This window comes from Paraconexibacter sp., from assembly GCF_041602235.1.
In the GTDB taxonomy this organism is placed as follows: Bacteria; Actinomycetota; Thermoleophilia; order Solirubrobacterales; family Solirubrobacteraceae; genus Paraconexibacter.
This window is the reverse complement of the sequence record NZ_JBFIGP010000100.1, coordinates 1-11,972: the sequence shown is the minus strand read 5'-3', so window position 1 is coordinate 11,972 and position 11,972 is coordinate 1. Positions and strand designations below refer to the sequence as shown.

The window sequence follows — 11,972 nt, the reverse complement described above, 5'->3', positions numbered from 1 at the left end:
GGCGTTCGACACGGTCACGGTGATCTGGCCGTTGCGGCGCAGCAGCGTCGGCCAGGCGCGCCCCTCGGCGCTGTTGAGCAGCACGCTCTCGCCGTCGGTGTCGACCCAGACGGGGACGACGAGCGCGGTGCCGTCCTCGCGAACGGCGCCGATGTGCGCGAAGTTCGGGGCCTCGAGCAGTTCCTTGGAGCGACCTTCGATCGCGGGCATGGGTCTCCTGTCGTCGTGGGGTACGCGCCGGGTTCTACCCGTGCACTGTTCCTCGTACGCGCGTGGGCGGGTGTGAGGTCAGACGATCGATACCCGGGGCGGGACTCGAACCCGCACGTCCCGAAGGACCATGGCTTTTGAGGCCATTATGTCTACCATTCCATCACCCGGGCGCAGCCCGGAACGGGCGCGCTCGCAAGCCTAGAGACTCAGGCCGCGGAGGTGCTGCCGGCGCCGTTGGGGTACCGCTCGACCTCGACGTTCCAGGCCTGCGAGAACCCGCGCATCGCGAAGGCGATCAGCAGTGCCTGGACCGGGATGATGATGACCGTGAGCATCCCGAGGATCTCGGCCGACAGCGCCGGATCCGTGTAGCCGCTCTTGTCCCGGGCGAACCACTCGGGCGCGGCGACCGCGGCGAAGATGAGCAGGATGATCGCCAGTGCCGCGGCGACGGGCAGGACCCCGCGGTTCCAGATGGCGACGTAGTAGGCCATCAGGAGGTACAGGGCCACGTACACGATCTGGACCGGCTTGGCGCCCTGCAGCGCGTCCCATCCGCCGATGGTGATGATGGTCACCAGTGCGGCGGAGGCGAGGAGCAGGAGGATGACCGTCGCCTTCGTGGCCTTGCTGGAGGCCTTCTCCCGGTTGGGATGTTCGATGACGACGTCGCTTGGCTGAGTCGAGTCCATGGCAGACCGGACCATACCTGCGGTGGCGGCGACGTGCAGCAGTTTCCGGTGTCACACTCCGCGGAGTCTCGCGGGCGTGGTGGAACTGGAAGACACGCCAGGTTTAGGTCCTGGTGGCGCAAGCCGTGGGGGTTCGAGTCCCTCCGCCCGCATTTCCCTGCAAATCGACCATGTCTCGGCCGAAGATGGCGTTGTGAAGAGGCCTCGGTGCCCCCCCAATGATCCCCCGGGCTCCCGACTGGCGGCCGGAGGTCGCCGCTGTGTTCGGGCGCTACGAGCGCGGGTGCCACGTCCGTCCGACACCTCCGTCGCCTGAGTAGAGCCGCGGCACGCGAGCGGCAGCGTACTGTGTAGGCGTGTTCATCGAGCTCAACAGCTTGATGCGCCGGCAGCGGCGCCACCTCGCGGTCGTCGTGGCCATGATCGGCCTGGCCGGGACGGTGGTGGTCGCCCACAGCGCGATGGGCCACGACCACGTAGGCGATGTCGGCGGGACGGTCGTGATGTGCCTGGCCGTCGCTGAGACAGCGGTCGTGGTCGTCGGCATCGCGCTCGCGCTCGGCGTGTTCATGCGCCGCGCGCTGTGGCTGCTCGCGCCACAGCGCGCGCCGCGCTCCCGCTTCCCCCGGGCGTCGGTCGGCGTGCCCGCGCGCGCCGGGCCGCCGCTGTTGCAGGTCTTTCGATTGTGAGTCGGAGCGTCCAGTCAGACGCTCCCCCCTGACCTGGGCGCGCCCGCCGGCGCGCGTCTCGAACTCACGATCGGAAGGATACGAAGCTCTCATGAAGACGAAGATGATGTGGTCCGCGCTGCTTGCGGCACTGGCCGTTCTCGCGCTCTCCGTCGTCGCCCTCGGCTGCGGTAGCGACGACGACGCGAGCTCGAAGTCGAGCGGATCGGGCAATGAGACCGACGCCGCGTTCATCAACGACATGACCACCCATCACCAGGGCGCCATCGACATGGCCAAGCTCGCCCAGAGCAGGGCCGAACATCCGGAACTCAGGCAGCTCGCCGAGGACGTCGTGGGCGCCCAGGAGGGCGAGATCGCGGTGATGAAGACCATCCGCGACGACATGCGGGACATGGGCGATCACGACGACGCGCACATGGACATGGACAAGCATGCGATGGGCATGGACATGGATATGGCGGCACTGGAGAACGCCAAGCCGTTCGACAAGGCGTTCATCGACGCGATGGTCCCGCACCATCGAGGCGCCATCGCGATGGCCAAGGAGCTGCTCGAGAATGGAGAGCAGCCCGGCCTGCGCAAGATGGCCGACGACATCATCCGCGCCCAGACGAAGGAGATCGCGCAGATGCGCAGGTGGCGCAAGGCGTGGTACGGGACGGCATCGAGCTCCGGAGACGTGGGCAGCCACGAGCCCGACCACGGCTCGATGGACATGGGCGGCTAGGGACTCCCCATGACGAGCGTCGTGCCGGACCAGTTCGCCGCTGATGTCAGAGCCGGGGCCGTCGAGCCCCGGCCGCCGGCGGTGCGTGGGTCCCGGCTGCTCGTAGCCCTCCTCGTCACCCTCGTCGCGCTCGTTGCCGGATGCGGTGAGGGCAGCGAGACCGCGGAGCGTCATGGCGAGGGTCGTGCCGTCGTCGGCGGGGGACCGCAGCATGTGCACGGCCTGGGGGTCGACGCCACCGATCTGTACATCGCCTCCCACACCGGCCTGTGGCGCGCTCCCGCGGGCGAGACCAAAGCCCAGCGTGTCGGCGACATCCGGCACGACCTCATGGGCTTCACGGTCGTCGGTCCGGACCACTTCCTCGCGTCCGGTCATCCCGACGCTCGGCAGGACCTGCCGCCGCGAATGGGCCTTCAGCGCTCGACCGACGCCGGGCGGTCCTGGGAGACCGTGTCGCTGCTCGGCGAAGCAGACCTGCACGTGCTGCGCGCTGCTGGACGGCGCATCTACGGGGTCGACTCCGGCACGGGCACGTTCCTCACCAGCGCGGACAACGGACGAACCTGGCAGCAGCGCACGCCGCCCGCGCCGGTGTTCGACCTCGCCGTTGCCCACGACCCGTCGAGACGGCTCGTCATCGCAACCGAACGCGGGCTCTTCTCCTCTCTCGACACCGGCCGGACGTGGCGGCGGCTGCGCGATGACCTCGCGGGCCTCCTGGCCTGGCCGGGCGGGGAGGCGCTGTACCTCGTCGACGGACAAGGGGCTGTCATGCGCTCAGCGGACGCCGGCCGGACGTTCCGACAGGTCGGCGAGGTCGGCAGCCAGCCTCAGGCCTTCATCGCCACAAGCGCGCGCGAGCTCTATGCGGCGGTGCAGGGCGGAGTCGTGCTCATGTCCAGCGACGGGGGCGCGTCCTGGCGCACGCGCTCGACGCCATGAGCCGCGGCCAGCGCCGACCCGGCGGTCGGGATCGACGGGCCAGTCGCTTGACATACCCCCCAGGGGTACTAAGATGGAGCCATGAGCACCGCCGCTCCATCGACGCACGAGACCATGGTGTTGCACGTTGGCGGGCTGAACTACGCCAGCGAGAAGGCGCGCGTCGAGCGCGCCCTGGGCGCCCGACCGGGTGTTATCGCCGTCGAGGCCAATCCCGTCGCGCAGACCGCCACCGTCACGTTCGACCCTGCCGGGACCTCGGTCGCCGACCTGCAGGCGTGGGTCGAGGAGTGCGGCTACCACTGCGCCGGTCAGTCCGTGCCTGGCCACGTCTGCGACCCCATGGCCGAGCCACAGGCCATCGAGCACGCGGCCATGGCGCATGGCCACGCGGCCACCCAGCGCGCCGACGACGCGCACGCGCACGACCACGGCCACGGCGGCCACGCCGGCATGTCGATGGAGTCGATGGAGCGCGACATGCGCAACCGCTTCCTGGTCGCGCTGCTGTTCACCATCCCCATCGTCCTGTGGTCGATGGTCGGGACGGAACTGCTCGGCACGGAGCTAGCGACCCCGTTCGGCCTCGACCATGACCTCTGGCAGTTCCTGCTGAGTCTGCCGGTCGTCCTCTACGCCTCGTCCATCTTCTTCACCGGGGCGGTCGCCGGCCTGCGGAGCAAGACGCTGGACATGATGGTCCTGGTCGCCGTGGCCATCGGCGTCGGCTGGCTGTACTCGGTCGCGGCCACGTTCTTCATCGAGGGGGAGGTCTTCTACGAGGCCGCCGGCATGCTCGCGACGTTCGTGCTGCTCGGCCATTGGTTCGAGATGCGAGCCCGCGGCGGCGCCAACGAAGCCATCCGCGCGCTGCTCGACCTCGCCCCGCCCAAGGCCGTCGTCGTCCGCGACGGGGCGCCCGTCGAGATCCCGACCGCGGATGTCACCGTCGGCGACCTGCTGCTCATCCGGCCGGGTTCGAAGGTCCCGGTGGACGCCACCGTCGAGGAGGGCGAGAGCCAGCTTGACGAGTCCACGGTCACCGGCGAGAGCCTTCCCGTGAAGAAGAACGTCGGCGACGAGCTCATCGGCGCGACCATCAACAAGAACGGCACGCTGCGCGCTCGCGCCACCAAGGTCGGCTCCGACACCGCGCTCGCACACATCGTCAAGCTCGTCCAGGAGGCCCAGAACTCCAAGGCGCCCGGCCAGCGCCTCGCCGACCGCGCAGCGTTCTGGCTGGTGTTCGTCGCGCTCATCGGCGGCGCTCTGACCTTTGCCGTCTGGTACTTCGTCATCGGCCGCGACGTTCAGGAGTCGTTGCTGTTCGCCATCACCGTCGTCGTCATCACCTGCCCCGATGCTCTCGGCCTGGCGACGCCGACGGCCATCATGGTCGGCTCGGGGCTCGGCGCCCAGCGCGGCATCCTCTTCAAGCACGCGATGGGGCTGGAGCAAGCGGCGTCGCTGGACACAGTCGTACTCGACAAGACCGGCACGCTGACCCGCGGCGAGCCCGAGGTCGTCGCCGTCGCGACCGCTGACGGCGTCGACGAGAACGAAGTCCTCCGGCTCGTCGCGGCCGCCGAAGGAGACTCCGAGCATCCCCTGGCCGCGGCCATCGTCAAGGCCGCCGCGACCCGCCGGCTGGACGTCTCGCGCGCGGAGAGCTTCGAGGCGGTGCCCGGACACGGCCTGCTCGCCACGGTCGACGGCCACCGGCTCGCCGTCGGCAACGCCCGGCTGCTGGAGCGCGCGGGCATCTCGCGGGACGGCCTGGCAGATCGCTCGGACGAGCTCGCCGGTCAGGGACGCACGAGCGTCCAGGTGGCCATCGACGGGCGTGCCGCGGCGGTCATCGCCGTCGCCGACGCCCCACGCGAGACCGCCGCCGAGGCCATCGCCACCCTGAAGGAGCTCGGCATCCGCCCGGTCATGCTCTCGGGCGACAGCCGCGCGACCGCCGAGCGCGTCGCCGCCGAGCTCGGTGTCGACGAGGTCATCGCCGAGGTCTTGCCGGCGGACAAGGCCGATGTCGTCAAGCGGCTGCAGGCCGAGGGCCGCAAGGTCGCCATGGTCGGCGACGGCGTCAACGACGCACCCGCGCTCGCCCAAGCGGACGTCGGCATCGCCATCGGCGCCGGTACCGACGTTGCGGTCGAGACCGCCGACGTCGTGCTGATGCGCTCCGACCCGCTGGACGTCGCGACTGCCATCACCATCGCGCGCGGGACCAAGCGCAAGATGCACCAGAACCTCGCCTGGGCGGTCGGCTACAACAGCCTCGCGCTGCCCGTCGCCGCCGGTGTGTTCGAGCCCCTCGGCTTCGTCCTCCGGCCCGAGGTCGGGGCCATCTCGATGGCGGGGTCCAGCATCATCGTCGCGGTCAATGCCGTCGCGCTGAAGCGCCTGAAGCTGCCGCAGCGCACCGCCGCCGAAGATCTGCCGCCGGCCCGCGGCGCGGCCGGTCAGGGCGGGCACGGAGCGACGGCGACAGAGGTCGCGTAGCGGCCGGTGAACGCGGCCGGACCGTCGACTGACGAGCCTCCCGTGCGCAACGTCAACATGACGCCGCCGACCAGGCACCGGTCGACCTCCACACCACGGTTACGGCCGCGGAATGGGCCTCGGTCACGCGCGGCTGACGGCGGCCGCCCGCTCCAAGCGCGCGGGCGTGTCGTCGTCGAACGCGGCGAAGAACGCGCCGACCGTGTCGACCAGGTGGGTCATCGACTCCGCCGCGAACAGGATCGGCTGGTAGTGGGTGATGTCGTACTGCAGCGTGCCCATCTGCCAGAAGTCCAGCGGCCGGATCTCCATGTGCTGGAACTCCTCGATCTCCCCGAAGGAGGAGAGGATCCCCGCTCCGTAGGCGCGCAGTTCCCCGCCCTCGTGCAGGACGCCGAACTCCAGCGTGAACCAGAAGACGTCGGCGAGGAACTGCAGGGCCTCCTCGGTCTGCACCCGCTGGGCGGCCAGGCCCGCCTGGCGGCACAGCTCGGCGAGCTGCGGGTCGGCGAGGCAGTTGCCGTGGCCCAGCACCTCGTGCACGAGATCGGGCTCGGGCGTGTAGAGGGGCGCGTCGTGGTGGCGGATGTACTGGGTGGAGTGGAACTCGCGGTCGCCGAGCGAGGCGTAGAACTCACGGAGCGGGACCACGCCGGCGGCCGGGACGTAGGAGAAGCCCGTCAGCGGCGCGAGCGCGGCGGTGACCTCGTCGAGCTGGGGGATGCGGTCCGTCGGAAGGGCCAGCCGTTGCTGTGCGTCGCGGAAGGCGGCGCAGGCGTAGCGCTCCCACTTCGGGGCGAGCTCGCGGCACACGCGACGCCAGACCTCCTGTTCCTCGGCCGTGTAGTCGACGCGCGGCAGCGCGTCGCCCGGCGTCCAGGCGAGCGCGAGGGCGGCGATCGCGTTGCGGCGCTCGCGGTACTGCGGGTCGCTCGCGCCAGGGTGGTCATCGGCGAGGTGGACGGTGACCGCGCCGTCGGCGGCGGTGGTCACGGGGGAGTAGAGCTGGGCTTCCTCGAACATCGCGGCGTCTCCTGGCCGTGGGGGGACGTATCGAGCGCCACTAGCTCACCATATTGCGATGCAGGTGGCGAATCTGCATGGCAACGCCGTACGGATTGCCCAGAACTGCCGCCGTGATGCGTGCAATAGTGAGCAAGGTGACCAGTCCTATCGATCCCCTTGACGGCCGCCTGCTCGCGCTGCTGCGCGAGGAGCCTCGCATCGGCATCGCCGAGGCCGCCCGCCGGCTCGCGGTCGCCCGAGGCACCGTCCAGGCCCGGCTCGAACGCCTGCGCGAGCGCGGGATCCTCACCGGGTTCGGACCCGAGGTCGACCCGGCGAAGCTCGGGTACCCGATCCTCGCGTTCGTGTTCCTGGAGATCTCCCAGGGACGGCTCACCGAGGCCGTCGACGTGCTCGAGCACCTCCCGGAGGTCGTGGAGGCGCACGGCGTGTCCGGGCCCCGGGACCTGCTGGTCCGGATCGTGGCCCGCGACACCGATCACCTGCAGGACGTCATCAACCGCATCCTGGTGACGCCGGCGGTACGGCGCTCGACCAGCTACATCTCCCTGTCGTCCCAGATCGCCGCCAGGACGGGACCCCTGGTCGCCGCGGCGGCGGGGCTCGGCCCGCCGGGCGGCTCCGAAGACCGGTGACGGCTATGATCCGCCCCCGCTGGGGGAGTGAGTTAACGGCTATGCGCGCGGTCTCCAAAACCGTGAATCCGGGTTCGAATCCCGGCTCCCCCGCTGGCCCGCGACGGTGACGGCGACGCCAGGGCCCTGCGTCAGCAGCAGCGGCAGATCGACACCGCTGCGACAGCCGCGGGCGTGACGGGCGCGACGGTCCGCGACGCGGTCGCCACCCGCTTCCCGCCGCTTCGAGGTGCGCGCTGCGCGCGATCGGTCGCCTGGACGGCCCCAGGCCGGTAGCCGGTGCGGACGCGGACGTCGTGGTCCCCGATCTCCAGCTCGATCTCGATGGCGTCCTCGCCCGTGGCGTGCCAGCGCGTGAACTCCTGCCCGTCGCAGGTCACGCGGACGGCGGAGGGGTCCGGGAGCCCGACGACCCGCCACCGGGTGGGGCGGCCGGCGTGGGACGGGGTGGCCGCGTAGGTGCGGACGTGCAGCTCGCCGGCGTCGTGGTCGTTGCGGGCGATCGACAGGCCCAGCGACGGATAGCCGACACCCTCGACCGTCGGCTCGTCGAACTTGCTCAGGTTCGGTTCGTTGAACACGCGCTGCCACGCCCCCGGACCACCCAGCTCGGGCATCAGCAGCAGGGCGTTGGGCTGCCCGCGCGGGTACTCCTCGCCCCAGCCGAAGAAGAACCCGAAGCGCGTGTTCTCCTCGCCGAAGGAGCGCGGCTCGTAGTCGCGTTCGACGACCTCGCGCAGCCGGCCCTCGGTGACGTCGTCGCCGAGCTCATGGGCGGACTGCAGGGCGATCGCCAGGAACCGCGGGTCGGGCACGAACTCGTGCACCTTGGCCTTCGGGTCGCTCCACCCGAGACGGCGCATCGTCAGCTCGTACAGCTGCCGGCCCCACTCCGGGCGCTGCGGCATCACGTACGGCAGGACGATCAGCGACCCGTACGCCGACAGGTTGTCCGGCGGGGTGCAGACCTCACGCTCGAGCGGGTCGTAGTAGAACGCGAACCAGTCGAGCTCGCCGCTCCGGTCCAGCGCCATGTAGTGCCGCTGGGCGAAGTCCACCCAGCCGTCGTAGGGGCGGTTGAGCCGGCTGCCGTACACGGCGTCGTGCAGCTTCAGGCCGAGCCCGGCCGCGCTCACGCACGCGGGCCAGATCTTCGTGTTCTCGCAGTGCGCGCCCTCGGGGCGTGCCGCGAGCTGGTCGCTGATGAACCCCGCGATCTCCTGATGGGTCCAGGTGAAGCGGCGATCCTCGTAGCCGGCGATCTCGAACGGCGTGCGGAACTGCGTGTCGCCCGAGACGTAGGCGTGGGCGGAGAGCAGCAGGTTGAACCAGCCGCGGAAGAAGTTGTTGCCGTCGGCGGCGATGGGGTCGGGCGCCAGCCCCCAGGGCTCGCGGCCGTTCCCGGTCCAGCCGGGAGGCTCGTACTTCCCGCGCAGGCGCTCGGGCGTGTAGATCAGCCACTCCGGCGGATAGCGGTCGACGTTCGGGTCGGGTCCGATGAGCGACAGCCAGTCGATCGCCGCCCAGAACGTCGTGTGGCGCTCGCACAGCGCGGTGGTGATCTCCGTGTAGACCTCGCGCCACGCCGGCGTCACGTCGGACAGCAGCGGCAGCGTGTAGCTCATCTCGCCGATGTCGAACCGGGGGAACGAGCACATGGGGGCGGTGGAGTCGCGGTCCCACCAGGGCAGCGGCTCGCCCGCGCGGCTCCAGTCGTCCTTCGTCGTGGCCTTGTCCCAGATGAAGCGCAGCCACCCGCGGGCGCGGTCGTTGAGCTCCGTGACGTCGGATGTGGCGGTTGCGGTCATCCGGGAGGGAGCGGTTCGCCGCCGGGGGCACGGACCATGAGGAGCTTCGCGCGGGCGCGCCACGCGTCGGCCTGCTCGGCAGGCAGTTCGTCCAGCGCGGGCTCCCGGATGATGCGCTGCGCCCAGTCCGCGTGGTGCTCGCGTGAGCGATCGGGGATCGGGATCGGACGGCGGGGAAGCCGCGAGCGACCGATCGGGAAGACCACGCGAGTGAGCCCGTGGAACCACACCGCCAGGACGGTCCTGCCGTCGATGCGGGTCGTCCCCGCGTTCATCCCCTCGACCACCCGGCCGATGGCGCGGCGCGACAGCAGGGAGCGCAGCCCGAGGGCGGCGGTCTCGAACCGCAACGCGCAGTCCGGCGTCCCGCTCGCGCTGCGGGCGAGCGACATCGTGCGCGTGCGCGCCTCGAAGACGTACGCCAGGCGGGCGCCGTCGTCGCTGCTGACCTCGATCGTCACGTCACGCGTCACCTGGCGGCGGAAGCGCGGGCTGACCCGGCTCGCGAGGGCCATGAGCGTGCCGAGCGCACCGAGCAGCACCTGGAAGACCGGCACGGCGGGCGTGCGAAGCCCGGACGGTGCGGTCGGCGTGCTCACAGCGTGATGACCTGATCCGGCGGGCTCGCGGCGAGCGCGCCGTAGAGGTCGGGGAAGCATCCGACGGTCACGCCCTCGACGGTACCCACCGGGCGGCACGATCCCGGCTCCCCCTCCGCCAGTCCGCGCTCCAGCGCGCACTGATCGCACAGCATGAGCAGGATCCCCTGCTCCTTCGCGACGCGGCTCAGGCGTTCGCCGTGCGGGTCACCGGCACGCAGCAGGTACGTGTTGTCGTCGAAGAACATCATTCCGGCGACCTCCACCCCGTGCTTGCCCGACTCGAGCTGGGGGAGGATCATCCGTCCGACCTTCGAGCTGGCGGTGTGCCCGGTCGTCGAGAACAGGTAGGCGACGCGCATGTGGAACGACGCTACGGGCATCGTTCACGGCGGGGTTCGTCCGCTGCCCCAGCAGCGGCACGAGAAGTCGTGGATGTCCCCGAAAGGTCGCCGAAGGTCTAGGACGATCCTCGACCGTGGGGTAGGGGCGGGACGCGCAGCCGTCCATACGCTGCCGGACTCGTGCTCTGCTTCTCCCGCGTCCTGCTGCTCGCCGTGATGCTGGCGGCCCTGACGGACTGCGCGGCCCAGGCCGCGAGCCGTCCGGCTCCCAGGACGCTCGCGCCGCCGGTGCTGCAGGAGCCCGCCTCGGGGGCCACGGTCGAGCAGGCCGACGTGTTCGCGTGGAAGAGCGTCCGCGGCGCGGCGCGCTACCAGTACCAGATCTCGGCGAGCTCCCGGTTCGGATCGACCGTGCTCGGCACCGGGGACGGCGGCGGGGCCGGGACGACGGTCGCGACCGCCACGGCGCTGAACAAGGCCATTCCCGACGGCCGCTACTTCTGGCGCGTGCGGACGATCGACGCGCGGGCGCGCGCGGGCCGCTGGTCGAAGGCGCGGAGGTTCACGAAGGACTGGTCGACGCCGCCCGTCCTGCTCGCGCCCAGCGAGGACTTCGGCGTCACCTGGCCGACGAACCCGCTGGTCCTGCGCTGGAGCTCGGTGCCCTACGCGTTCGACTACGCGGTCACGATCGCCACGGACCCGGACCTCGCGTCCCCCGTGCTCGGGGGGACGGCCAAGCCCGTCCGCACGCGCGGGACCGCGTTCGCGCTGCCCGACACCCTGCCCCCGGGTCGCTACTACTGGGCGATCCGGCCGTTCGACATCAACGGCAACACCGGTCGCGTGTCGCGCGTGGGCTCGTTCACGTGGTCCTGGCCGTCGGCGACCGCGACCCGGGTCACCGACCTGAACCCGGCGGTGGAGGTCTACGACCCGCAGTTCTCGTGGGACCCGGTCCCGGGGGCCGCGACCTACGAGGTCGAGGTCAACGCGGCGCAGGACTGGGCCAGCGGCTCGAAGGTCTGCTGCGGGGACCCGGTGACCGGCACGTCGCTGTCGCCGACCCGCACGTTCGAGAACAACCGCTACTACTGGCGGGTCCGCGCCGTCGACGACGCCGGCGTCAGCGGGCAGTGGAACGTCGGCCCGGCCTTCGAGAAGACCTTCGACAACGTCGCGCCGTCGATCAACAACCTGCGCGTCCGGGACGCGGCCGGCGAGGTCGACGTCAGCGGCGGGGTGCCCGACCTGGCCTCACCGATCGTCACGTGGGATCCGGTGCCGGGGGCATCGAGCTACGAGGTGCAGGTGACGCCGCTCATCAGCCTCGGGTGCGACTGGGGCAGGAAACCGCGGGAGGGCTTCGTCCGCGACCTCACGGCGGGCACGTCGTGGGCGCCGATGAACTCCGGCTCGATCAACAGCAGCCCCGGGCCCAAGGCCTGGGGGGCGCCCAAGCTCGGGGAGGGCGTTGCGCCGGGCGAGACCTACTGCGCCCGGGTCCTGGCCCGCTCCGACCGGCCCGGTGGCTCGGACAACGGCTTCGTCAGCACCTGGACCTACGTGCGCAGCGGCGGGTCCGACGCGGCGTTCCGCTTCGTCGAGCCCGACCCGGGGACGCCGACCGCGCCGTTCGTCGTCCCCGAGGCGTCCTACCGGTCCCCCGCCCGAGGGTCCGCGCACGGTCGCCTGCCGCTGTTCACCTGGGCGCCCGTTCCCGGTGCGCGCGGCTACTACGTGGTGGTCTCCAACGACCCCGACTTCACCACCGTGACCGACT

The 11,972-nt window shown here is 71.0% G+C and carries 11 protein-coding genes, 3 tRNA genes and 1 pseudogene; 8 read left to right on the top strand and 7 right to left on the bottom strand.

Translation table 11 applies throughout. From position 1 onward, the window contains the following. From ABYE80_RS10060 to ABYE80_RS10050, 3 genes and pseudogenes are all read right to left on the bottom strand, one after another. Window positions 1-210 (bottom strand): annotated as a pseudogene (locus tag ABYE80_RS10060) (PPOX class F420-dependent oxidoreductase); the annotation flags it as partial. Between the two features lie 90 nt (window positions 211-300). After that, window positions 301-383: transfer RNA gene (locus ABYE80_RS10055), tRNA-Leu, on the bottom strand. A 36-nt stretch (window positions 384-419) separates the two neighbouring features. Beyond that, on the bottom strand, window positions 420-905 hold the full coding sequence (locus tag ABYE80_RS10050) for a hypothetical protein (protein WP_372790143.1): 486 nt from the start codon (window positions 903-905) through the stop codon (window positions 420-422). 70 nt (window positions 906-975) lie between these two features. On the opposite strand from ABYE80_RS10050, the gene ABYE80_RS10045 reads away from it, so the two are divergent. The 5 genes from ABYE80_RS10045 (at window position 976) to ABYE80_RS10025 (ending at window position 5,777) form a co-directional block, all read left to right on the top strand. Further along, window positions 976-1,057 (top strand) — tRNA-Leu (locus ABYE80_RS10045). A 204-nt stretch (window positions 1,058-1,261) separates the two neighbouring features. Next, window positions 1,262-1,594, top strand: a complete 333-nt coding sequence (locus ABYE80_RS10040; RefSeq protein ID WP_372790142.1) for a hypothetical protein — start codon at window positions 1,262-1,264, stop codon at window positions 1,592-1,594. 91 nt (window positions 1,595-1,685) lie between these two features. Then, the gene (locus tag ABYE80_RS10035; RefSeq protein ID WP_372790141.1) at window positions 1,686-2,324 is read left to right on the top strand and encodes a DUF305 domain-containing protein; all 639 of its coding nucleotides are present in this window, start codon (window positions 1,686-1,688) and stop codon (window positions 2,322-2,324) included. Between the two features lie 9 nt (window positions 2,325-2,333). Next, complete coding sequence (locus ABYE80_RS10030) at window positions 2,334-3,269, top strand: F510_1955 family glycosylhydrolase (RefSeq protein ID WP_372790140.1); 936 nt, start codon at window positions 2,334-2,336, stop codon at window positions 3,267-3,269. Window positions 3,270-3,350: 81 nt separating this feature from the next. Further along, window positions 3,351-5,777 (top strand): heavy metal translocating P-type ATPase, encoded by a 2,427-nt coding sequence (locus ABYE80_RS10025; RefSeq protein ID WP_372790139.1) that lies wholly within the window; start codon window positions 3,351-3,353, stop codon window positions 5,775-5,777. Window positions 5,778-5,900: 123 nt separating this feature from the next. On the opposite strand, the gene ABYE80_RS10020 is transcribed toward ABYE80_RS10025, so the two are convergent. Then, window positions 5,901-6,800 carry a phenylalanine 4-monooxygenase gene (locus ABYE80_RS10020; protein WP_372790138.1) on the bottom strand — a complete coding sequence of 300 codons (900 nt, stop codon included), beginning with the start codon at window positions 6,798-6,800 and terminating at the stop codon, window positions 5,901-5,903. A 137-nt stretch (window positions 6,801-6,937) separates the two neighbouring features. Between ABYE80_RS10020 and ABYE80_RS10015 the strand changes: the two genes are divergently transcribed. After that, the gene (locus tag ABYE80_RS10015; protein WP_372790137.1) at window positions 6,938-7,438 is read left to right on the top strand and encodes an Lrp/AsnC family transcriptional regulator; all 501 of its coding nucleotides are present in this window, start codon (window positions 6,938-6,940) and stop codon (window positions 7,436-7,438) included. Between the two features lie 21 nt (window positions 7,439-7,459). Continuing rightward, window positions 7,460-7,531, top strand: a tRNA-Trp gene (locus ABYE80_RS10010). Window positions 7,532-7,569: 38 nt separating this feature from the next. Here the strand turns inward: ABYE80_RS10010 and ABYE80_RS10005 are convergent. From ABYE80_RS10005 to ABYE80_RS09995, 3 genes are read right to left on the bottom strand one after another with little or no spacing between them, the layout of a single operon-like run. Continuing rightward, window positions 7,570-9,246: a hypothetical protein gene (locus tag ABYE80_RS10005; RefSeq protein WP_372790136.1), complete on the bottom strand. Its 1,677-nt coding sequence runs from the start codon at window positions 9,244-9,246 to the stop codon at window positions 7,570-7,572. After that, the gene (locus ABYE80_RS10000; RefSeq protein ID WP_372790135.1) at window positions 9,243-9,845 is read right to left on the bottom strand and encodes a hypothetical protein; all 603 of its coding nucleotides are present in this window, start codon (window positions 9,843-9,845) and stop codon (window positions 9,243-9,245) included. The genes ABYE80_RS10005 and ABYE80_RS10000 overlap by 4 nt, the downstream gene beginning before the upstream one ends. After that, window positions 9,842-10,207: a SaoD/DsrE family protein gene (locus ABYE80_RS09995; RefSeq protein ID WP_372790134.1), complete on the bottom strand. Its 366-nt coding sequence runs from the start codon at window positions 10,205-10,207 to the stop codon at window positions 9,842-9,844. Before ABYE80_RS09995 ends, ABYE80_RS10000 begins: the two co-directional genes overlap by 4 nt. A 162-nt stretch (window positions 10,208-10,369) precedes the next feature. Between ABYE80_RS09995 and ABYE80_RS09990 the strand changes: the two genes are divergently transcribed. Further along, window positions 10,370-11,972, top strand: a 1,603-nt coding sequence (locus ABYE80_RS09990; protein WP_372790133.1) for a hypothetical protein, incomplete at its 3' end; no start/stop codon positions are given.

Bases quoted from the DNA above. Each gene is read 5' to 3' on its own strand.
- ABYE80_RS10050 (WP_372790143.1), bottom strand. From the start codon at position 905: ATGGACTCGACTCAGCCAAGCGACGTCGTCATCGAACATCCCAACCGG.
- ABYE80_RS10035 (WP_372790141.1), top strand. From the start codon at position 1,686: ATGAAGACGAAGATGATGTGGTCCGCGCTGCTTGCGGCACTGGCCGTT.
- ABYE80_RS10030 (WP_372790140.1), top strand. From the start codon at position 2,334: ATGACGAGCGTCGTGCCGGACCAGTTCGCCGCTGATGTCAGAGCCGGG.
- ABYE80_RS10025 (WP_372790139.1), top strand. From the start codon at position 3,351: ATGAGCACCGCCGCTCCATCGACGCACGAGACCATGGTGTTGCACGTT.
- ABYE80_RS10020 (WP_372790138.1), bottom strand. From the start codon at position 6,800: ATGTTCGAGGAAGCCCAGCTCTACTCCCCCGTGACCACCGCCGCCGAC.
- ABYE80_RS10005 (WP_372790136.1), bottom strand. From the start codon at position 9,246: ATGACCGCAACCGCCACATCCGACGTCACGGAGCTCAACGACCGCGCC.
- ABYE80_RS09995 (WP_372790134.1), bottom strand. From the start codon at position 10,207: ATGCGCGTCGCCTACCTGTTCTCGACGACCGGGCACACCGCCAGCTCG.